The 22,239-nt window shown below is 61.2% G+C and carries 16 protein-coding genes; 12 read left to right on the top strand and 4 right to left on the bottom strand.

All coding sequences use genetic code 11. From position 1 onward, the window contains the following. Window positions 1–220: 220 nt before the first annotated feature. Entirely contained in the window at window positions 221–520 is a 300-nt protein-coding gene (locus AB3X96_RS23300) for a hypothetical protein (protein WP_368591578.1), read from the top strand. Window positions 521–558: 38 nt separating this feature from the next. Here AB3X96_RS23300 and AB3X96_RS23295 read toward each other — a convergent pair whose 3' ends face one another. After that, window positions 559–1,503: a LysR family transcriptional regulator gene (locus tag AB3X96_RS23295; RefSeq protein WP_368591577.1), complete on the bottom strand. Its 945-nt coding sequence runs from the start codon at window positions 1,501–1,503 to the stop codon at window positions 559–561. Window positions 1,504–2,063: 560 nt separating this feature from the next. On the opposite strand from AB3X96_RS23295, the gene AB3X96_RS23290 reads away from it, so the two are divergent. Continuing rightward, the gene (locus AB3X96_RS23290) at window positions 2,064–2,738 is read left to right on the top strand and encodes a response regulator transcription factor (protein ID WP_368591576.1); all 675 of its coding nucleotides are present in this window, start codon (window positions 2,064–2,066) and stop codon (window positions 2,736–2,738) included. Here the strand turns inward: AB3X96_RS23290 and AB3X96_RS23285 are convergent. Beyond that, window positions 2,732–3,751: an AraC family transcriptional regulator gene (locus AB3X96_RS23285; protein WP_368591575.1), complete on the bottom strand. Its 1,020-nt coding sequence runs from the start codon at window positions 3,749–3,751 to the stop codon at window positions 2,732–2,734. The genes AB3X96_RS23290 and AB3X96_RS23285 overlap by 7 nt on opposite strands. Before the next feature lie 134 nt (window positions 3,752–3,885). Continuing rightward, on the bottom strand, window positions 3,886–4,257 hold the full coding sequence (locus AB3X96_RS23280; protein ID WP_176365831.1) for a response regulator transcription factor: 372 nt from the start codon (window positions 4,255–4,257) through the stop codon (window positions 3,886–3,888). A gap of 326 nt (window positions 4,258–4,583) precedes the next feature. Here AB3X96_RS23280 and AB3X96_RS23275 point away from each other — a divergent pair, with 326 nt between their 5' ends. The 9 genes from AB3X96_RS23275 to AB3X96_RS23235 all read left to right on the top strand — a co-directional run bounded on the left by AB3X96_RS23275 (window position 4,584) and on the right by AB3X96_RS23235 (window position 15,406). Beyond that, window positions 4,584–5,387, top strand: coding sequence for an enoyl-CoA hydratase-related protein (locus AB3X96_RS23275; RefSeq protein WP_368591574.1), 804 nt, complete (start codon window positions 4,584–4,586; stop codon window positions 5,385–5,387). 90 nt (window positions 5,388–5,477) lie between these two features. Next, window positions 5,478–6,707, top strand: coding sequence for a CaiB/BaiF CoA transferase family protein (locus AB3X96_RS23270; RefSeq protein ID WP_368591573.1), 1,230 nt, complete (start codon window positions 5,478–5,480; stop codon window positions 6,705–6,707). 45 nt (window positions 6,708–6,752) lie between these two features. Then, on the top strand, window positions 6,753–7,502 hold the full coding sequence (locus tag AB3X96_RS23265; protein ID WP_176123060.1) for an acetoacetate decarboxylase: 750 nt from the start codon (window positions 6,753–6,755) through the stop codon (window positions 7,500–7,502). Between the two features lie 21 nt (window positions 7,503–7,523). Further along, window positions 7,524–8,726 (top strand): acyl-CoA dehydrogenase family protein, encoded by a 1,203-nt coding sequence (locus AB3X96_RS23260; protein WP_368591572.1) that lies wholly within the window; start codon window positions 7,524–7,526, stop codon window positions 8,724–8,726. A gap of 18 nt (window positions 8,727–8,744) precedes the next feature. Next, complete coding sequence (locus AB3X96_RS23255; RefSeq protein WP_368591571.1) at window positions 8,745–9,677, top strand: 3-hydroxyacyl-CoA dehydrogenase NAD-binding domain-containing protein; 933 nt, start codon at window positions 8,745–8,747, stop codon at window positions 9,675–9,677. A 61-nt stretch (window positions 9,678–9,738) separates the two neighbouring features. Then, on the top strand, window positions 9,739–11,292 hold the full coding sequence (locus tag AB3X96_RS23250; RefSeq protein ID WP_368591570.1) for a phospholipase D family protein: 1,554 nt from the start codon (window positions 9,739–9,741) through the stop codon (window positions 11,290–11,292). A 60-nt stretch (window positions 11,293–11,352) separates the two neighbouring features. Then, window positions 11,353–12,153, top strand: a complete 801-nt coding sequence (locus AB3X96_RS23245) for a TrkA family potassium uptake protein (protein WP_368591569.1) — start codon at window positions 11,353–11,355, stop codon at window positions 12,151–12,153. After that, window positions 12,150–13,901 carry a SulP family inorganic anion transporter gene (locus AB3X96_RS23240; RefSeq protein WP_368591568.1) on the top strand — a complete coding sequence of 584 codons (1,752 nt, stop codon included), beginning with the start codon at window positions 12,150–12,152 and terminating at the stop codon, window positions 13,899–13,901. Before AB3X96_RS23245 ends, AB3X96_RS23240 begins: the two co-directional genes overlap by 4 nt. Before the next feature lie 53 nt (window positions 13,902–13,954). Then, on the top strand, window positions 13,955–15,406 hold the full coding sequence (locus AB3X96_RS23235; protein ID WP_368591567.1) for a DUF2252 domain-containing protein: 1,452 nt from the start codon (window positions 13,955–13,957) through the stop codon (window positions 15,404–15,406). A 38-nt stretch (window positions 15,407–15,444) separates the two neighbouring features. Here the strand turns inward: AB3X96_RS23235 and AB3X96_RS23230 are convergent, their stop codons facing one another. After that, on the bottom strand, window positions 15,445–20,922 hold the full coding sequence (locus AB3X96_RS23230; RefSeq protein WP_368591566.1) for an AAA family ATPase: 5,478 nt from the start codon (window positions 20,920–20,922) through the stop codon (window positions 15,445–15,447). A gap of 621 nt (window positions 20,923–21,543) precedes the next feature. On the opposite strand from AB3X96_RS23230, the gene AB3X96_RS23225 reads away from it, so the two are divergent. After that, window positions 21,544–22,206, top strand: coding sequence for a response regulator transcription factor (locus AB3X96_RS23225; RefSeq protein ID WP_368591565.1), 663 nt, complete (start codon window positions 21,544–21,546; stop codon window positions 22,204–22,206). Window positions 22,207–22,239: the final 33 nt, after the last annotated feature.

The following is a 22,239-nucleotide window of genomic DNA, read 5'->3' as shown; positions in this document are numbered from 1 at the left end:
ACTTCGATGATCAACGGGCGCTGTTCGTCGCGGTTCGCGAAGACGATCTCACGGCTGCGGCGGAATACTTCGCGGAGGTGGCGTCGTGTGTGACCGATCCGATCGAGCGCGTGCGCCAGGTGTCGTTGCGCTCGGTTGACTATTGGCTCAGTCGTCCCGAGCAGTTCGACTTCCTGTTTGCGATGGCCGGGAAAAAACCAATATTGCAGACGATGACGAAATGCGCTTCGGCGAGTCGCCCGTCGTCATGCGAGCGCTCAATGTTTATTATCATGCCGTTGACGGGTTATTCGACGCGCTGCCGGAGCCGCCGTTACCCAATCGGCTTGCCGGGGACACCCTGATCGCAGCAATCTACGGTGTGGTGATCGTGCCTCGCGCGACTCCGACGAAGCGTTGGTCCGACACCTGCATGATGGTCAAACTGACCGTCGACGCGATCATCGACAACTGGGTCTCTGGCAGGGGGCGAGACGGCCATCCCAGACGCAGTCTCTCGATGAAGCGCAAGCCGCGGTAGGCGCTATCGCCGTGCCGGACCGCCTGTCTGCGGCAGGCTCACGCCACCTGCAGATCACTCGTGTCGTAGAGAACCAGTTGATCGTTCTTGCTGGATTCAGCAAAACTGCCTTTCAGATGTTCAACCCACGTTCTCACCTTTGCGTCGAGAAACATCTTCGACGCAAAGAGTGCGTAGATGTCAACGTGTTCAAACTGGCAGGCAGGCAGTATGTGCACGAGGCGTCCATCGCGGAACGCATCAACGGCTGCATGCAGCGGCAGTAAGCCCACTCCCATCCCAAGTTCGAGGGCATTGGCAAGCGAAGATTGCGAACTGATGCACAGCCCGGGTTGAACAGAAACCGTTTCGCAGCCGTTTGACCCTTGCGACGTCAATTCGACGTTGTCCGACCAGGAGGGGGCGAGACAAACGACACCATGGTTCGAAAGGTCCGCGAGCCTGTTGATCACCGGATGCACGTCGAGATAGTTTGGAGACGCGCACATCACGCTGTAGGAACTGCCAAGACGCGTACCGATAAGCGAAGAGTCGCGCAGCACCTCGGTCGCCACGACGGCCATGTCGAATTCACCGGCGAGAAGGTTGACCGGAGAGTCCGATAGCGTCAGCCCAACCTGCACGGACGGATGCCGCTCCCGATAGGATCTCACTGCGGGCACCAGATAGTGTTGCGCAAGCGATTGGGAGGCGTGAACCCTAAGGCAGCCAGTGGGACTGATGTGAATCGATTTGGCTTCAGCTTCTGCCTCGTCCAGGGCTTCGAGAATCGAGTGGCAACGCGCCAGATAGCGCTTGCCCGCGGGCGTCAAGGCAATCCGCCGCGTCGTGCGATGCAGGAGTCGCGTGGCAAGATGCTGCTCGAGGTCGAAAATGAGCCGCGAGACTGAACCCGTACTCATGTTCAGCTCCCGAGCCGCCAACGTATAGCTTGCGCCGTCGGCCACACGCTCAAAAATCCGCATGCTCTTCAACAAATCCATGATCGTCTCTCCGCTCCGGACTTCAGTCCAAACCTCGATGAAAACCCTTTCGAAGGTTCGAGCCATCCATGTCGATTCGTACCGGATAGAAGGTAACGTAGAGGCGTTCCGGTGACAAATGTGGGATCGGTTGTGGAGATCACGTGATAGGCCAGGTGAATCATACGTTCGTATAACCGTGCGGAATGAAGGTTCGCTGCTATGCAGCGATTTCCCGCCAAGCGAAAGGAGACACCTTGCTATGGCGCGTGTAGCCCGGACTTTCGACCATGAATGGCATGCTCAGACCATCCAGACCGTGGGGGCAAGGATATTCTCACGATACGGGACCGCATTCGCCAATACGGGGCGCGGCTGCGCCCGGTAACGTGGAATCGGTTTGCCTGTGAGTGGAGATGCCGAGCGTAGCGGTTCGCAAGTCAGGGTATGAGCGATCAAGTTCGGCAAGCAAACGGCGTGACTGTCCCGAGGCCGCGCCGGGTCTACGTTGGGCCGTCTCACAGTTGCTGCCGGTGCGGGAGAACGAGATGCGTGCTGAGCCGGTTTCGGCCGTTACGAACATGAACCCTGCCGACGGTCTGGTCTCGATGGTATACGTGATCGACGACGACGAGGCGATGCGCATTGCGCTCGTTGACCTGTTGCATTCAATCGGGCTACGCGCTCAGGCGTTCCCGTCCTGCCGCGAATTTTCGGCATGCCATAAGGAGGACGTACCGAGTTGCCTGATTCTGGACGTCAGGTTGCACGGTGAGACTGGGCTCGCATTCCAGGATGAACTCGTGAAGAGCGGTATTCGGATGCCAATCATCTTCATGACCGGGTATGGCGACGTCGCCATGTCGGTGAAGGCGATGAAAGCCGGCGCAGTGGACTTTCTCCCTAAGCCTTTCCGCGACCAGGACATGCTGGATGCGGTCACCGATGCGTTGACATGCGATAGCGAGCGGCTCGCGGCCCACCGGGCGCTCGCCGCGCTACGCGCTTGCTACGATTCCTTGAAGCCTCGGGAGCAGCAGGTGATGCTGTTCGTCGTGGACGGCTTGATGAACAAGGAAATCGCCAGCGAGCTGAAGCTCAGCGAAATCACCGTCAAGATTCATCGCGCTCAGGTTATGAGAAAAATGGCCGCGCGCTCGGTCGCGGATCTCGTCAGAATGAGTGCAGCGCTTGGCATAGAGACGCCAAAAGGCAAGCCTGCATGGGTGGCGTGGGACGCGCAGGAAAGCTATTGATCTTCATCGCTTTCAGCGGCATGTCGGGCCGCTGTGTCGCTCGAATCGGTGCCGCTGCGCATACGCAATTGCTGCGGTGTAACACCCATCCTTCTGCGCACAACGCGGGTAAAGTGCGACGCATCCGCAAAGCCAGCGCGGCGCCCAATTTCACCCACCGTCGTCCGCGCGAATATCTTCGATTCCAGCATCCGCAGCGCACAATTCATCCTCGCATCGAGCAGCTGATCGGCGAAGGTCTGCTGGCATCCCGCTAGCGCTCGATGTAGTGTGCGCACCGAGATGCCGAGCGAGTCGGCGACAGCTTCGGCGGTCAGGCCATGCTCGTGGCAGCGCTGGGCGAGGCAGTCGCTCACGCGATCCCGCAACGATCGCTCGGCAGGCTTGCTGTGGGGCTCTTGACCGCTCATCTCATGGGCGATGAGCGCGAGCAGGGCGCCCACCTGATCGGCGAGCACGCTGTGCGGGATAGGCGCGTTCGCAACCGCATCAGGCAACAGCTGGACCAGGTAGGCGGCAAGGGCGGCGCCCCAGTTGGAATTACCCGGAATGCGCCGACCAACAAGAGAGCCAACGTCGGGAATCCAACGTTTGAGCCACTCAACGGGAACGCCGACGTTGAGAAATTCGTACCAACGCACGAGATCAATGCCGCAATTGAGGTCCGAATCGACGAGTACGAGGTCGCCGGGCGCGAGGCACAGATCGTTGCGATGCGAGACGTGATAGGTGTTATTCAGGCTCATCATCAAGTGATACTGGCGCTTGCCGCTGCGCGCCAGTTCGCTGCGTCCCCGGCCGCAGGTGTGCGGAGTGCCCGACTGCCGCACGACCGTCAGCGGACCACAGGCCACCACAGTCATGTTCGCTTCGAACTCGCGTGGATTGCTTGCCCGGACATACAGGGGGATCATTGCCGAGGTCAGCACATCCGCCCAGACGTCAAGGCGTTGAGGGGCAGGCAGGTCACGGGTCGACCACCGCGCGACCTCTGCAATTCCACTGCCGTTCATGAGCGAATCCCCTGGGTTGGGTGGGAAAAGGGCTGCCACGCCGCCACAAGAAGTATAGGCGCTAGCCTCGACGAGGTTGCGTAGCGGATTGCGGCATTGTAGCGAAATCCTTACTACAGGATCGCGAGGAAAGGCTAAGGCTGACGTAAAGCATGGTTCAGCCACCGCTCCAGCTCGTCGGGGTCCATCGGCTTTTCGAGCAAGGCAAACGCGCCGGTCGCGAGAACTTCGGCGCGCAGAGAGGCAGTTGGACCCGCGGTGATGAAAACGACGGGAGGCGCGAGTCCCAGTTCGAGAAGGCGGCTATACATCGCCAACCCGGACATACCCGGCATCTTGATGTCCGAGATGAGGAATGCCGTGTTGTGAACGTCCTCTGAATCCAGGAATTGCTCCGCGGAATCGAATGCCCGCACGATCCACCCGAATGCTTGCACGAGGCGCGCAGTCGCCGAGCGGAAAGGCTCATTGTCATCGACGATGGAAACGACCTGGGGCGCACGCATGCAGCGATCCCTCAACTAGCTTTGCTCAGTGAGCGCTACGCAATCGTGCATCAGTACCAGGCTGCGAGCCAAGCAATGAAGATTGTTCGTTGGTGTGATCGGCTTACACCAAAGTATGACTCGCTTGGCGCTTCGTATGGGCAGCGCTGGTGCATGCCATCGAGACTTCGCCCGCTGAACTGCATTCCGTTCGATTCTCCCATCGTCGACTTGATTACGGTACGGGAAAATCGGGCGGATTAGTGCGTAGATAGTGAGTGACCGGCAATCGCGGTGGTGGTGAAATTGTCCACGAGTTGAACAATTCGTGTGGAATCCACAGACTCATGGAACAGACACTTGCACAACAATCGTTTGAAACGATTGTCTATGAACAGCGCAACGCTGCCGCTGTCATCACGCTGAATCGCCCCGAGGTCCTCAATGCGCTGAACCAGAAAGCCATCCGTGAATTGAAAGCGGCATTCGAATGCGCGCGGGACGATGCGCGCATTGGCGGCGTCATCGTGACCGGTGCAGGCGATCGTGCATTCATTGCGGGAGCGGACATCGGCGAACTGGCCACCGCAACGCCTGTCGAGGCCGTGCATGCAGCACGCGCCGGACAGGCTTTGCTCGATCTCGTCGATAACCTGGGTAAGCCTGTCATCGCGGCAGTCAATGGTCTCGCGCTCGGCGGCGGATGTGAAACGGCGTTGGCGTGCACGATCCGTCTGGCAACCCCTAACGCGAGATTCGGGCAGCCCGAGATCAGGCTCGGTCTCATTCCCGGCTTCGGCGGAACGCAGCGCCTTCCTCGCGTGGTGGGCAAAAGCGTTGCCCTGCAACTCATCCTCACTGGCGAAATGATTCCGGCAGAAGAAGCACTTCGCATCGGGCTCGTGAGCGAAATCGTCGAGCCATCGAAATTGATCGGCCGCGCGCAAGAGATCCTCGCGAGGATCAACGCGAATGCGCCGCTTTCGGTGCGCCATGCGATCGCGGCTGTCAATCGCGGTCTCGATGGCTCGCTCTCCGAGGGACTTGCGCTCGAAGCGGCCTTGTTTGGGGTATGTGCCTCCACCGACGACAAGACGGAAGGCACGAAAGCCTTCCTGGAAAAACGGCCTCCGAAGTTCACAGGTCGATAAAACGCGGCTCTCGCCACTCCCTTCGCGATCGGCTGCGCCGCGCGCGCAAGCTATGGGAAGCGGGCAGATCAAAATCATGGAGGTGACTCGATGAACGTCGGCAATCACATCTTCTCCGGTTTGAAGGTGCTCGACCTTGCGAGCTACATCGCGGGCCCTGCCGCGACGACGATCCTTGCCGACTTCGGCGCCGACGTGATCAAGGTCGAACCGCCGGGCACCGGGGACGTCTACCGCTACTTTTCGGCGATGCCGCCGAACCCGACGAGTGACGTCAACTATGCATGGCAACTGACGAACCGCAACAAGCGCGGCATTGCGATCGACCTGAAGAAGTCCGACGCCAAAGAAGTGCTGCATCGCCTCGTGCGCTGGGCCGACGTGGTCGTCGTGAACTTCCCGCCGCGCGTCAAGGCGTCGCTCGGCTGCACTTACGAGGACTTTGCGCCGCTCAACGACAAGCTCATCTACGCCGACGTCACGGGGTATGGCTCCGAAGGCCCGGAGGCCGACACGCCCGGATTCGATGTCACCGCATACTGGGCGCGCTCCGGCCTGATGGAAGTCACGCATGACGCCGGCAGTCCGCCGACGCTACCGATCCCGGGAATTGGCGACCACGCGACGGCCACGACGCTCTATGCGGCGATCGTAACCGCGCTCTACGTGCGCGCGACGACCGGCAAGGGCAGCCATGTCTCGACCTCGCTGATCGCCAACGGCATCTGGGCCGCGGGCGCGTGGGTCGAAGGCGGCCTGAACGGCGGCCACTTCTTTGCACAGCACGACCGCAAGTCGCCGCCCAATGCGCTGCTCAATCCTTACCAGACCGCCGACAAGCGCTGGATTCTGCTCGTTGCGGCGCAGCGCAAGGACTGGCCGGGCTTCTGCAAGGCGATCGGCAAGCCCGACCTGCTGGAGGACCCGCGCTTCCTCGACGAGAACCGCATCGCCAACTCCGCACAACTGGTCGAGATTCTCGACCCGATGTTCGCGAGCCGGCCGCTCGCGTACTGGAAGCAGGTGCTCGATGCCGGCCGCGTGATCTTCGGTGTCGTTCAGGTCGCGAGAGAAATCATCGACGACCCGCAATTGCCGGCCAACGGGATCGTCGTACCGCTCGCGCAGCCCGGCGGGAAGGAAGCCCGCACCGTCAGCAGCCCGTTTCAGGTGTTCGGCTCGCCGAAAGTGAAGCCCACGGCGGCCCCGCAACTCGGTGAACACGGTGCGCAGATCCTGCAGGAACTGGGGTTCGGCGACGCCGATATCACACGGCTGAACGATGCGGGCGCGGTCGCACGATTCAAGGGCGCGTCGTGAGCGAGGCCACGCCTTCCACCCCGCACGGCAACTATGGAGCGTTCCATGACTGAAGACGAAGTGCGCGCATCGGCCTACGCGATGCCACTGACGAGCCCCGCCTATCCGAAGGTGCCGTACCGGTTCGTCGATCGCGAGTTCGTGATCATCACGTATCGCACCGATCCAGAGGCGCTTGCGCGAGTGGTCCCGGCTCCGCTCAGGCCTGTCGAGCCGATCGTCAAGTACGAGTTCATCAACATGCCCGATTCGAGCGGGCTTGGCTCCTACACCGAATCCGGCCAGGTGATACCCGTTACGCTCAATGGCGTTGCCGGCGGCTTCACGCATGCGATGTTTCTCGACAGCGAGGCCGGCATCGCCTCCGGTCGAGAATTGCTGGGCTTTCCGAAGGTGCTGGCGCAACCGAAGCTGGAGGTGCGCAACGACGCTCTGGTCGGCACGCTCGACTACAACGGCGTGCGCGTGGCCACGGCGACGATGGCCTATAAGTACAAGCCGCTCGATCTCGCTTCGGTCAGGAAAACCCTCGAGGCGCCGGGCTATCTGCTGAAGATTCTGCCGCACGTGGACTGCACGGCGCGCGTGTGCGAAATCGTCAGGTACTACATCGAGGACCTGACCGTCAAAGGGGCGTGGACAGGTCCGGCGTCGCTGGAACTGCATCCGCACTGCTTCGCACCGGTCGCGAAGCTCCCGGTGCTAGAAATCCTCTCAGCCGTGCATCTGCTGACCGACCTGTCGCTAGGCAGGGCAGAAGTGGTCTACGACTACCTTGCCCATACACCGTCCTGATTCACCTGTGCGAGACACACCATGCCAGAGACAAAGCCTCCCCGCGCGCTGCCGGCCCCCGATAGCGACTTCTACATGATCCACCAGGTCTTGAGCGAAGACGAGCAGGCACTCCTCGCAAGAGTGCGGAGTTTCATGGAACGGACCGTGGCGCCCGTCATCAACCAGTACTGGGCGGAAGACAAGTTTCCGTTCGATCTGATACCGGGCCTTCGCGATCTGAACATCGTCGGCATCGGCTTCAAGGGGTATGGTTGCCCCGGCGGCAGCGTTCTGCTCGGCGGCTTCATCGCCATGGAGCTTGCGCGCGTCGACGCCTCGATCGCGACGTTCTTCGGTGTGCAAAGCGGCCTCGCGATGGGCTCGATCTACCTCGGCGGTTCGGAAGAGCAGAAGCAGAAGTGGCTACCGCCTATGGTTCGCCTCGAAAAGGTCGGCTGCTTTGGGCTGACCGAACCGCTCGTCGGCTCGGGCGCCGGTGGCGGGCTCCTCACCACCGCGAAGCGTGATGGTGATACCTGGCTGCTCAACGGCCAGAAACGCTGGATCGGCAATGCGCCATGGTGCGATCTCTCCATTATCTGGGCTCGCGACGTCGACGACGACCAGGTGAAGGGATTCATCGTCGAAAACAGAACGACGCCAGGGTTTTCGGTCGCTAAGATCGAGCGCAAGGTCGCGCTGCGGGTCGTGCAGAACGGCGTCATCACAATGGAGGACTGCCGCGTGCCTGAAGAAAACCGCTTGCAGGGCGGTTCGACCTTCCGCGACACGGCGCGCGTGCTGCGCCTAACGCGCCAGTATGTGGCCTGGGAGGCGGTGGGCTGCAGTATGGGCGCCTATGAGCACGCGCTCAAGTATGCGCAGACGCGCGAGCAGTTCGGCAAACCGATCGCGTCGTTCCAGTTGGTCCAGGATCTGCTCGCAAAGATGCTCGGCAATATCACCGCCTCTCAGTGCATGGTCGTACGCCTCGCGCAACTCCAGGACCAGGGCAAGCTCAAGGACGAGCACGCCTCGCTCGCCAAGGCGTTCTGCACGGTCCGCATGCGCGAGACGGTCGGCTGGGCGCGCGAGGTACTGGGCGGCAACGGCATCGTGCTCGACTATAGCGTCGCGCGCTTCATGGCCGACTCGGAAGCGCTCTATTCCTATGAGGGGACGCGCGAGATGAATTCACTGATCGTCGGCAAGGCGGTCAGTGGGTTCAGCGCGTTCGTCTAACGTCACGGAGTCCGTACCATGAGCAAGACAATCGAGCGCGTGACGATCATCGGAACTGGGGTCATCGGCGCGAGCTGGGCGGCGCTATTTCTCGCCAAAGGTCTGGATGTGGTCGCGACCGACATCGCCCCCGATGCAAAGCAGAAGCTCGACGAGTTCATCGCGGCTGCGTGGCCGGCGCTGGAGCAACTCGGGCTCGCGCCCGGCGCATCGCCTTCGAAGCTTCAGTTCACGGACAACTTCGAAGAAGCCGTAGCTGGGAGCGATCTGGTCCAGGAAAACGGACCCGAGCGTATCGCCTTCAAGAAGGACCTCTACCGTCGTCTCGACGAAGCACTGGCGCCCGAGGCGATCATCGCATCGAGTTCGTCGGGCCTGACGATGAGCGAAATTCAATCCGCCTGCCCCAATCATCCCGAACGGTGCGTGATCGGTCACCCGTTCAACCCGCCGCACCTGATACCGCTGGTCGAGATCGTGGGCGGCGCGAAGACCTCGGAAGAGACCATCGAACGCGTCAGCGCGTTCTATCGCGGCCTCGGTAAGCGGACGATCCGCTTGCGCAAGGAGGTTCCGGGCCACGTCGCCAATCGGCTTCAGGCCGCCCTGTTTCGCGAAGTGGTTCACCTGATCGCGGAGGGGGTCGTCAGTGTCGGCGATGCGGATGCCGCGGTTTCGTGGGGCCCGGGTCTGCGTTGGGGGATCATGGGGCCGAGTCTTCTCTATCATCTCGGCGGCGGACAGGGCGGCATCGAGCACTTCTTTGATCAGTTCACTGGTCCACTGACTGCCTGGTGGCACGTGCTCGGAACCCCGGAACTGACGCCGGATGTGCGGGCGAGCATCATCAAGGGTGTCCGCGAGGAAGTCCAGTCCCGCTCGCTGCAGGAGCTCGCAACGTATCGAGACGAGGTTTTGATGGGGCTGCTTCGGCTGCGGAATAAGGAGTAGTGCCTTTTCGCGCTCGAGAGCCAGGTGTGATCCCGCTTCGATGTTCGAGCGAGGTGCGAACATGAAAAATCTGCAGCATCTCATTGCAAGCGTGCTCGTCTTCATGCTGGCCGCGTGCGCCGGTTTGCCTCCACAGACGAACCGGCCGCAGACTTTTGCGCTTCAAGACACGCAAACTACACGGCTCGGCGCGCTAGTCGCGCCCGAAGAGCAGAAGCATCCGGGCGAGACGGCGTTTCATCTGCTGCCGGACCCTACCGATGCGATCGTGGCCCGCATCGCGCTCGCCGAAAAAGCCGACCGTTCGCTCGATCTGCAGTATTACATCTGGCACGACGATCTGGTCGGCCGAGAACTCGCGGCGGCGTTACTCGAGGCAGCGGACCGGGGCGTCCGCGTTCGTGTCCTCCTCGACGACCTGGGCACCAACCCGGACGACCAGGTGCTGCTCGCGCTCAACTCGCATCCGAATGTGAAGATCAGGCTGTTCAATCCGGTCGCAAGCCGGAACTTCAAGTCGCTTGCTACTGCTCTCGAATTATCGCGGGTGGACCGGCGCATGCACAACAAGGCAATGGTCGCGGACAACGAAGCCGCGATTCTTGGCGGGCGCAATATCGGCGACGAATACTTCGGTGCCTCGAACGTGGTGGCCTTCGGGGATCTGGATGTGCTGGTGCACGGGCCCGTCGTCCGGAAAGTCTCGGAGGCCTTCGATCAGTTCTGGAATTCCGAAGCGAGTTATTCGATCGAGCAACTGGCAGGGCATCCGGCGGAATCCTCTGCGCTGCCCGCCTACCGCGCGAAACTGGATGACTACATCAAATCGGAGCATGACTCTGCGTATGTCGCGCAGGCGAGAGAACGGCTGGCCACGGTCTTCGAACCGGGCGGCACCGAATTTGCCTGGGGAGAAGCCACGCTTCTGTACGACGATCCAGCCAAGATCACCCGCGACCCGACTGACACGCAAGGCCACTTGATGACGCGGTTCAAGGCCCTGAACCTGAAACCCGCACAGCAGATGCTCATCATCTCGCCTTACTTCGTGCCGGGCAAGGAAGGGGTCGCCTGGATAAGCGATCTGACCGCGCACGGGGTGCGCGTCACGGTGTTGACCAATTCGCTGGCGGCAACCGACGTCGTCGCCGTCAATGCCGGATATGAGCACTACCGCAAAGCGCTCCTCGAGGCCGGGGTACACCTCTATGAACTGAAGCCGGTCGGTTCGGCCGACGTCAAATCACAACGGAAGTTCTTCGGTTCCTCAAGGGCCTCGTTGCATGCAAAAACGTACGTGTTCGACCGGCAAAGCGTTTTCATCGGCTCGATGAATCTCGATCCTCGCTCGAGCCATCTCAACACGGAAATCGGTGTGCTTTGCAATAGCCCGGCAATTGCCGGCCAGGTGGTCGACGACGTCGAGCCGCACCTGGACCGGATTGCCTGGCGAGTGGAGCTGCGTGCCGACGCGAACGGCTCGAACCGGATCGTCTGGATCGATACCACCGAAAACGGTGCTGTAACGGAATTGGACTCGGAGCCGGACGTCTCTCTTGGGCGGCGTACGAGCGTCTGGTTCATGGGCCTGCTGCCGATCGAGTCGCAGTTATGAGCGCAATGGCGCGCTGCTCGCCGAGTGGCGACAACCGGTGTTTGACCGTACGAGGCAACCATGTGGATTTTCCGTGTCGATGAGCCGCGTCTTGGGCGTATCCGCGTTCGGGAATGGCGCCGCCGTGCGCGACATACCCTCGGGCTGCTCCTGCTGCTTCTGGGCGGCGCCACCACCGGGCTGATCGTGCTCGACCGTTCGAATGACTCTTTTCTCAACAGGCTGTTCACCGCGCTTTGGGATGGGGTCAATCTCGTCACGACGATCGGCGACTTCGCCGAGTTGAACGAACGTCAAAAGGTTTTCATGCTGCTGGCCATGTTCGCGACGTTGGTGGTCGGCGGATTCGCGGTGTCGAAGCTGACCGGCATGTTGTCTGGCGACGATGTGATGGCCTATCGGGAGAACAGGATCATGGAACGCAAGCTCGAACAGCTCGCCAATCACGTCGTCGTGGTTGGATTCCATTCCCTCGGCATGCTGGTCGCCGATCGATTGCGTGATGCGGGGCAGTTGGTCCTCGTCCTCGTCGGTGATGAGGGGCAGGCCGAACGTGCGGCAGATCATGACCATATGGTCGTGCTCGGCTCGCCCGACGCGTTCGACGACGTGCTCAAGGATGCACGGCTCGATAGCGCCAGCGCGCTCGTCGTCACGACACCCGACAGCAACAACAATCTGGCAATCACCTTGCTCGCGCATACGCTGAATCCCTCGCTCCCGATTGCCGTTCCCGGTGAGAATCCATTGAGAAAAGGGCTGTTCGAGAACGCTGGCGCATCCAACGTGATCATCGGCGATGAGATCATCGCGGATGCACTGGTCGGCAAGCTCACAAACCGAGTGGAGGCGACAACATGAAACCTGCTGCTTCGATGGAACCTCTCCTGCATCGCATGCCTTTTTTGCAGGGCCTTTTACCGATCAACGCCGCACAGCTGCCGCACGACGTCGTTGCCGGAATCACGCTGGCGGCGCTCGGCATTCCCGAAGTGATGGGGTACACGAAGATTGCCGGCACGCCTACGGTCACCGGCCTCTACACGATCCTGCTGCCTCTGGTCGCATTCGCCTTCTTCGGGGCATCGCGCCAACTGGTGGTGGCTGCGGACTCCGCCACGGCGGCCATCCTTGCCGGTATGTTGACCGCCGTCGCCGCGGTGGGCAGCAAGGAATATGTCGGCCTGACCAGCACCGTTGCGCTGATGGTAGCGGTAATGCTCGTGATCGCGCGCGTGTTCCGGCTGGGATTTCTCGCCGACTTCCTTGCCCGAAGTGCGCTGATCGGCTTTCTGACAGGCGTCGGCGTGCAGGTCGCGGCGGGCGAGTTCGCCGGACTGCTCGGGCTCCCGAAAGCGGGGCATGGGCCGATCATGCAAGTCGTGTCCGTGTTTCAGCGCATCGCTGAGACGAACACACCGACGGCGGCGTTGGCCATTGCAGTGCTCGCCGTGATCGTCGGGTGCAAACGCTTCGCGCCGCGCGCCCCAGGCGCGCTGATCGCCGTGATCGGCTCTATCGTGGCGAGCGCGATGTTCGGTTTTTCCTCGCACGGCATTGCGGTTACGGGTGACGTGCCGGGCGGCTTGCCTTCGTTGTTCCTGCCGCCGATGCATACGAACGCGATCAACCAGGTGCTCGCCACGGCCGCATCGTGTTTCATCGTCATCATCGCGCAGAGCGCCGCAACCGCGCGCGCGTATGCCAACCGCTACAACGAGAAGGGCGACGACAATGCCGACATCATCGGCCTCGCGGCTGCGAATGCTGCGGCGGCGTTCACGGGCACGTTCGTCGTCAATGGGAGCCCGACCAAGACGGAGATGGTGGACGAAGCGGGCGGCCGCACCCAGGTCGCTCATCTTACGACGGCAGCAATCGTCCTTCTGGTGTTGCTGTTTCTCACGAAGCCGCTTGGTTTTCTGCCTGCCGCGGTACTGTCGGCCATCGTCTTCATGATCGGTGTGAAACTGATCGACGTCAAGGGGATGGCCGAGCTGTACCGCATGCAGAAGGACGAGTTCGTCGTGGCGTTGCTGACGGCGGGCGTCGTGGTGTTCGTCGATGTGATGCACGGCATTCTGGCTGCCGTCGTACTTTCGCTGATCGCACATGCGCGGCATAGCTACCGGCTGCGCACGCGTGTGCTGACGCGCGGCCTCGCGGACCGGTGGCTCGCGCATCATGTGGCACCCAATCTGCTCGCGGCACCCGGTATCGTTGTTTACCGGTTCGAGGCCGATCTGTTCTACGCGAACGCCGGCCGCTTCACTGAGGAAGTGCTCAAAGTCGTGACCGAAGCGAGCCCACCCTTGCGCTGGATCGTGGTCGACGCGACCGAGATCTACAACATCGACTACACGGCGGGCAAGACCTTGGTCCAACTGGGCTCGGAACTCGACAAGCGCGGTGTCGGTATTGCCGCCGTCGCGCTTGCGACGGGCGTGCGACACCAGATCGAACGGTATCAGGCACTGCGTGCGCGCGGCGCGCATCGCGAGATCTTTGCGACGGTCGACGCTGCAGTCGACACGCTGCGCGATCTGGCGCCCACGCCATCGACATCCGAAGCGGGATCCGCGCCTGCTTCGGGCACCAAACCGGCATGAGGCAGGCAATCTGACGAGGCGGCCTTGACGCTGAATTGAAAGGAAGGTGGCACATGCTCAATACCGTTGCTGCGAATCATCCCGGGCCCGCTACGGAATGCATCGATCGGAAGACCATGGTGGTACCAGGCGATCCTTCCACGATGTTTGCGGGCCGCGGCACGCTGGCCATGAGAATGGAGCGTGGCAAGGCGGCGCGCAAGGCGGTCTCGCGTGACAGGCTCGCCGACTGCAGGATCGAAGATCGGGATCCGCTCGCGCTACTCGAAGCGTCCAACGCAGGCCGGGTGACGGAGCTGATTCCGATCCGCTACGGGCGTATGGTCCAGAGTCCATTCGCGTTCTATCGCGGCGCGGCGCCGCTGATGGCGTTCGACCTGTCGAGGCTGCCGCACTCCAACGTGAACGTGCAGCTCGGCGGCGATGCACATCTGGCCAATTTCGGACTGTTCGCGAGCCCGGAGCGTCGCATTCTGTTTGGGCCAAATGACTTCGACGAAACGTTGCCGGGCCCCTTCGACTGGGATGTGCGCCGGCTAGCGGCCTCGTTCGTGATCGCAGCGCGTGAGCGCGGATTCGCCACTCGCGACCAGCGCAGCGTCGTGCGCCGGTTGTGCGAGACGTTCCGGCGCCGGATGGCCGGGTTCAGCCGCATGGACACCCTCGACGTCTGGTACGGCCAGTTCGGGACCGACAGCATGCTGGCCATGGCCGATTCGGAACGGGAACGAAAAAATGAACGGGCCGTCATCGAGATGGCCCGGCTGCAGTCGTCGCGCTCCGTGATGAATCATTCGACCGAGTTGGTTAACGGCAAGCTGCGCATCAAGGATGTGCCGCCGCTGGTGTATCACGTTCCTCTGGAAAGCCCGCACGACCAGAAGCACTACGATGCGCTGGTACGGCACTTCTTCGCCGACTATCGGCTGACGCTTCCGGATGACAGGCGCGCCCTGTTCGACCGCTATGAACTGGTGGATGTAGCAATACGCGTTGTGGGAATTGGATCGGTGGGCACCCGCTGTTATGAGGCGCTTTTCATGGCCGATGGCGAGTGTCCGCTGTTTCTGCAATTGAAGGAGGCGAGGGCTTCGGTTCTGGAGGACTATTTGCCGCCGAGTCGCTTCCCTAATCACGGCCAGCGCGTCGTGAACGGGCAGCGCCTGCTGCAGTCGGCCAGCGATATTTTTCTCGGCTGGTCGAAGATGCAGCATACGGGCAATGACTTCTACGTGCGACAACTGCGTGACATGAAGGGCGCCTTCGACTTCACGACCTTCGAGGCCGAAGACCTCAGCGAATACGCGGCCTCCTGTGCTCATGCACTGGCGCATTCGATGGCGAAAGCGGGCGATCCGGCGCTACTCATCGGATATCTCGGCAAGTCGGAGGAATTCGACGAAGCCATCGAGCGGTTCGCCCTCGCGTATGCCGATCAGAATGAGAAGGACTGGTCGGTCTTGAAGGCCGCAGTCAAGGCCGGTCGTGTTCAGGTTCTGACGTGATTCAGTGGGGCGGCCCCCGGAGGTCGCGGTCCCGAAGCTCAGTCCGCGATATCTTCCGCGTCGTTGGTCGGAAGTACGATTTGAAAGACGCTGCCGCTAGACGTGTTCGCGTCTGCCCACATGCGTCCCCCGTGTGCCTCGACGATCGATCGGCAGATCGACAGCCCCATACCCATGCCGCCTGACTTGGTGGTGTAGAACGGGTCGAAGATTCGCTCGATATTTTCCGGTGCGATGCCGGGCCCCGAATCCCGCACCGTGACGCGTACGCCGCCTGACCCGTTCGGCGAGGTCTCGATCAGCAGTTCGCGCGGCGCGCCGGTCTCGCTCGTCATCGCTTCGAGAGCGTTGAGTATCAGATTGAGCATCACCTGTTGCAATTGAACGCGGTCTCCACGGACCATCGGCAAGTTTTCCGAAAATGCCAGTTGCACCGATACGTCGTTCTCCGTCAGATCGCCACGGCTCAGTTCGACGACCTCGACGATGGCTTCGCTGATTCGCAGGGTATCTTTGTGCTGGGGGGCCTTCGTGACGAGTTCGCGGATACGGGAGAGTACGTCCCCCGCCCGTATGGCATCGGCGACGACTCGATCGAGCGCCTGCTTTGCCTCTCTCAGCCGCGGCGGCTCGGAGCGCAGCCACCGCATGGCCGCCTGCGCGTTAATGGCCGACGCGGCGATCGGCTGCTTGATTTCGTGGGCGATCGAGGCGGTGAGCTGGCCGACCGTCGCCAGGCGGTTCGCACGCGCGAGCGAAGATTGCATCTCGCGATAGCGCTGTTCGGCTTCGCGTGTTTCGGTCTCGGCACGCTTGCGCTCAGTCAGATCGATGACGAAGGCTACGCCCTCGTCGGAGTGCTCGCAAAAAGCGGCAAAGCCGATCAGGATCGGCACCCGTAGGCCATCCTTACGGGTGTATTCCTTTTCGAAGGGTTGGACGATGCCGGCCGTCTTCAGCTCGACGAGCGTGCGCAAATCGCGCTCGCGCCATTCGGGTGGGCTGAGGTCTTCCCGTTTGACCCGGCCCGCAACGATATCGGTCCGGTCATAGCCTACCATCTGAAGAAACGCATCGTTGGCCTCGACGATCTGGCCATCAAACCGCCAAATGAAGATCCCGATGATGTTGGCCTCGACGAGGCGCCGGATCTTTGCTTCGCGTTCCGCCAGGTCGAGATACAGCCGGGAATTTTCGAGCGAAATGGCCGCTTGAGATGCCAGCAGTTTCAGCATGGCGATCCGCGCTGCGGTAAACACGTGGGACGCGAGATTGTTTTCGAGGTACAGCACGCCGAGCAGTTTGGCGCCGTTGATCAGCGGAAGGCAAAGTATGGACCGTGCGCGAAACAGGGCGATATACGGGTCGGAGGAAAACGGGTTCCGAGCCGATGCATCGGCAAGGATCACGGTTTCACGGGTTCGCGCGACGTAATGGACGATGGATTCCGGCAGCGCAGCGCCGGATCGCGGCTGCGCGACGACCATGTCGCTGCCAGCGAAAGCTTCTGCCTCGGCCTGTAATTCACCGTCTCGCGGTGTGATCAGGAGGCCGCGCGCGGCACCCGCATATTCGATCGCATGGCGCAACAACGTATCGATCAGACGTTCTGGAACGACCTCGCCGAAAACGGCCTGCGAGACCTTGATGACGGCGGACAGATCGAGGTGCTCCGCAGGTGCGCCGATCGTGATCGCCGGGCGCACGCCCGATTCCTCCGCGAGGAACTGCGGGAATCGCTCATCGAGTTGCCGCACTTTTGCATCGGCACCCCAGCGAAGATAACCCGAACGGGCCTCGCGCATATGCAGACGCGCGACTGCTTCGAACCCGCGTGCTGCGTAGAATTGTGCTGCCGTTTCGCAGGCGAGCGCTTCGTTATGGACGAACCCGCTTTCGCGTGCCGAGCGGATCGCCAACTCGTAAAGGCGCATCGTTTCTTCGAGTTCCGTGCCGTCGAGGCGCGCAATTTCGGCCGCCACCAATGCTCTTCGGCTTTCGAAATTTTCCGGGCAATTCGCGGCCCATGCCTGTAGTTTTCTGTGATCGACTGCCATCGCGTCCAGATGCTGCCTGCGCTGAAGCGGTGACTCCATCTCGCAGATCGCAGCGCGCGAAAGGGCGTCGAAAAAGTGATATTCCACTATCTCGAGCGATCCGAAATGCTTCGTCAGAACAGGTTCAGCCTTCGATGATGCCTCGAGGGCTATCCGATAGTCGCCCGCAAAGAAGCGGGCCTGGAGCTTTCGAATCCAATACCAGCATGCCACCGCCGCTAAAGCCGGCTTGCTGGAAAAATTCAGCTCGAACTGGTGTTCATTGAACTGGTTATCATCGAACGATCCGAACTTCTGCGTGAGTCCCCGAAGCGTCCTGACAAGCTGACGCTGCGGCGTGATGAGATCCGCGCCAAATCCGAATCGAACCGCTCGCGCGAAATCGAGGCCATGTTCGGCGCCACGTTGCACCTCGACGAGTGGATCGCCAGCTAGCAGAAGATTGGTGTTGAGGTGGGCACAGCTGTATGCCGCATAAGTGCAATCGCCGATCTGGCTGGCAACGTCCATGGCGCGATGCAGAGGTTCACGGGCCATTCGGACAGGATTCGTCCATTGCGCGACGAGACCGAACGTCTCATACGTCCGCGCCTGAAAGTGTTTCATCGCGCGTCGTTCGACCAGTTCATAGCCGAGCCGCGCAAATCGGAATCCGGCCGGATAGTCGCCGAAATAGAAACCGGCTATCAGACCGAGCCGTACGTAGGCGGCGCACGACGCATCGCAAATGCCGCGATCGAGGCTAAGATTGACCGCTCGACAGATCAACAGGGCGTAGAGGTGGATGTCTGTAAACAGCGCGGCTGGAAAGAGCCTGGTCAGTACGTCAAAGGAGGCAATGCTCGCAGCGTCGCTCATCACGGGCAAGTCGACGAGTTCCTCGATCGTGCGCTTTCCTAGCGATGTCCAGATCCGCGCGTATTCGACTTGCACCTGCGCTTCGGTTGGATGCGCTGAGCAGTCGACGCCCTCATGACGCAGATAATCGAGTGCGGCGGCGACGCTGCGATCACTCTGGCCGAGCATGACGTAGACATCGGCTTGCTGGCTTGTGACCATCGCCCGTTCGATGTTATCGGCAGCGCGTGTCGACAACATCGCCAGATGGTTTTCGGCTGACTTCAGATGGCCCGTCAACATTTCGCATTCGGCGCGGTGAATGGCGAGGGAGAAGGCGAGTCGATGCTGGCGCGCCCAACCGTCTTCCATCAGCAGCTCCGCGCCTGCCTTGAGGTAATTGAGCGCTGACGCGTAGGCCGCCGACATCATGGCGTACTTGCCGGCGAGCAGGTTCAGCTCGGCGACCAGTTGACGCTCCTCTGGTGTCACGATCAGTGCATTCGCACGATCGAACTGGCTGACAATATCGAAGACCGACTGCTCCCTTTTCGCCGGTGCAAGTCGAGCCGCGAGCAGCCGCCCAATGCGCAGGTGCATGCCTGCCCGGCTTGCGACTGGAATCAGCGAATAAGCTGCCTCCAATATCCGGTCATGAGCAAACCGGTAGGCGCCCTCCTGACGGATGATCAACTGTTGGCGGACCGCCTCCCACAGGTTGGCGCTGATCGTTCGCTCCGAGCTCTCGAACACGGTTGCAAGTGTGGCCGCTTCGGCGATGTTGCCGAGGCATGCGAGTAACTGAAGGGTTTTCAGGGTTCTGGCGGGCAGGCGGCTGAGCTTCCCGACCATGAGCTCGACGACGTTTTCCGTATGGCCCATGGCGGCGATTTGGCGCAGATCCCATGACCAGCACCCGAGCGCATGATCGAAGCTGAGCAAGCCCTCGTCGACGAGCGCCACGAGAAACTGGAGCGTGAAGAAAGGGTTGCCGCCGGTCTTCTCTTGTAGCAAACGCGCAAGCGGTGCCGCGCGCTCCGGTGCGCAGCGCATTGAATCGGCGATCAATTGCCCAAGCGTGTCGGGCATCAGCGGCTCGAGCCTGATTTCATGCACGGCCGCGCCCATCCCATGGATTGCAGCGAGCTTGCCCGTGAGCTCATCAGTCGCATCCACTTCGTTATCGCGGTAGGCACCAATCAACAGAAAGTGCTGCAAGTCCGATCGTGTCAACAGGAAATCGAGCAGATCGAGCGTCGCCGCATCGAGCCACTGGAGATCGTCGAGAAATAGCACGAGCGGATGTTCAGGCGTGGCGAAGACCTGAATGAAGCGCCGGAACATGAGCTGAAAGCGGCGTTGTGCATCTTCGGGGGGAAGCTCGGGGACCGGTGTCTGTTCGCCGATCACGGTAGCGAGCGCCGGCACCAGGTTCAGGATCAAGGCCCCGCCCGGATCGAGTGCTGCGCAAAGCGCGGCACGCCAGCGGCCCAGCTCGGCTTCCCGGCTACCGAGGAGCGGCCGAATCAGGCCCTGCAACGCCTGCGCCAACGTCGCGTAGGGGATATCACGCTTGTATCGATCGCACTTCCCAGCGGCGAAGATGCCTCGCGAAGAGCCGAGCTCCTTCTGCAATTCGTGTACGAGAGCCGACTTGCCGATGCCTGAGTGGCCGGTGAGGAGCACTAGCTCCGCTTTGCCGCCGCTCACGCGATCGAAAGTGCGCAGCAACGTATCGAGTTCGCGCGCCCGGCCGTACAGCTTCTCGGGGATCAAAAGCCGGTCGGGTGTATCGCACACGCCGAGCAGGAAGTCGTCGATGAGTTTCGCGGTTTCCCACTGGACCAGACAACAGCGCAAATCGTGCTCGACGCCGAACGCAGTCTGGTACCTGTCTTCAGCCGACTTGGCGAGCAGCTTCATGACGATCGCCGAAACTGGCCCCGGTATCGTCCTGTCGAGCTCAGCTGGAGGCACCGGCTGCCGCGCGATATGGCAGTGCACCCATTCCATCGGGTCGGACGCGCTGAACGGCAAGACGCCCGTCAACATCCTGTAGTAGGTCACACCCAACGAGTAAAGGTCGCTACGCGAATCGACCGACCGGTTCATTCGTCCGGTCTGCTCAGGCGCCATGTAGGCGAGGGTCCCCTCTATGAACTCGGGCGGCTTCGGCGTTTGATGCTCGCGCGGTAGTTGCATAGCGATGCCGAAGCCCGTCAACCTTGCCACGCCGGTCGCGTGATTCACGACGATGTGGGCTGGCTTCACGTCCTTGTGGACGAGCCCCCGCGCGTGAAGCTTGCCCAAGGCGATGACAATGCCGATGGCGATCCGAAGAAAGTCTTTCGTGTCCATTGGCGAGGTGAACCGCTCGAGCGGTTCGCCGCCAGGATCCTCGAGCACGAGCGCAACGTGACCATGTTCGCGCAGCAGCATGAGCGGCCGCACCGCCGCCGCTTCGTCGAGTTCGTCCGCGAGCGCGTACTCATGCGCAAGGCGATCGACGACAGCCTGACTCGGATGAGGGTCCGCAGGCCGCACTATCAGCACGGACTCGCGGATGCCATCCGCGCTGACTCGCGATCCCCGGTAGAACGCGCACTCGCCGTCTTCCCACACGAACTGAAGGGGATCGCTCGTATCGATATCAACCGAACCGAATGAGACACTCAACTCGCTCCCTCCCGTGTCAGGTGGTCTGGCCTCGCTGGAGTCGGAAGTGGCTACCCAAGCCGATGCGCCCCATCCTGGGATCGTATGACTATTGGGCTGCGGATGATCTATACCACCGGATCGCCGTCGTCAGTGATGTCAATCATTCTGCAATCGTACTCTTGGCGAAAGCGTTGCTTTCGGATTTAGAACCTTTACGGCCGCCAGGCAGGTTTAAATATCGCATAACTGATTGTTCAAGCGCTCGCCCTTAACGGCGCCCAACTTTGCGCGCGGCTCTGTAAGCGTTGTTAAGCGACTAAGGAATTCATTGCCGCGCTGGGACCTGGTGCCCGGCCCGGCCTTTCCTTCGGTTTTTCGGACGGCACTATACTTAAGCGTTGCTGTTGCGTGCATTTATTGGATAAGATCCGGGGCGTTAAAGCAAATTTCTCTACCAGACGACACAAGCTCGAACACAGTAGGACCACGGTGTCAGCCGATGTTGATCGCTATGGGGTGGCGCAGTATGGCATCCGGTTAGTTGTAGCGGACTCACCAGGCAGCGTTCCCACATGGAGAAAGAAGATGAGTGCGATACCGTTTTCGACTTCGATCGCCGGGACGAGCGGGGGCGCACAATCGGTGGTCTATGTCATCGACGACGATGAGTCGATGCGCATCGCGCTGACGAACCTGCTGGATTCCTTCGGCCTGCATGTCGAGACTTTCGCCTCGCCCCGGGAATTTCTCGCGTTCCCCAAGGCCGACATCCCTTCCTGCCTGATTCTCGACGTCAGATTACGTGGCGAAAGCGGCCTTGCCTTCCAGCAGGAGGGCGCAAAGAGCGGCCTGCGCATGCCGGTTCTGTTCATGACGGGGTACGGCGATGTTCCGATGTCGGTCAGGGCAATGAAAGCTGGAGCGCTGGACTTTTTCACCAAGCCATTTCGTGAGCAGGACATGCTGGATGCTGTTGTCCAGGCACTGGCGCGCGACCATGAACGGCTCGTCGCGGAACAATCGGTGGCATCACTTCGCAACGCTTACGAATTACTTTCGTTGCGCGAGCGAGAAGTCATGGGTTACGTCATAGCGGGTTTGCTGAACAAGCAGATCGCCTCCGAGATGGACGTCAGGGAAGTGACGGTGAAGATCCATAGGGCGCAGGTGATGAAAAAGATGGCGGCACGCTCCGTGGCGGAGCTTGTCAGGATGGCGGCGGCCTTGGGGGTCGAGCCAGAAGCCTGAGCGACGATGTCTTCGGCCCGGGGTGCGTTCTAC

Source organism: Paraburkholderia sp. BR13439 (assembly GCF_040948805.1).
GTDB classification, from domain to species: domain Bacteria; phylum Pseudomonadota; class Gammaproteobacteria; order Burkholderiales; family Burkholderiaceae; genus Paraburkholderia; species Paraburkholderia youngii.
The sequence above is the reverse complement of the archived record's forward strand: the minus strand, read 5'-3'. Positions and strand labels throughout refer to the sequence as shown.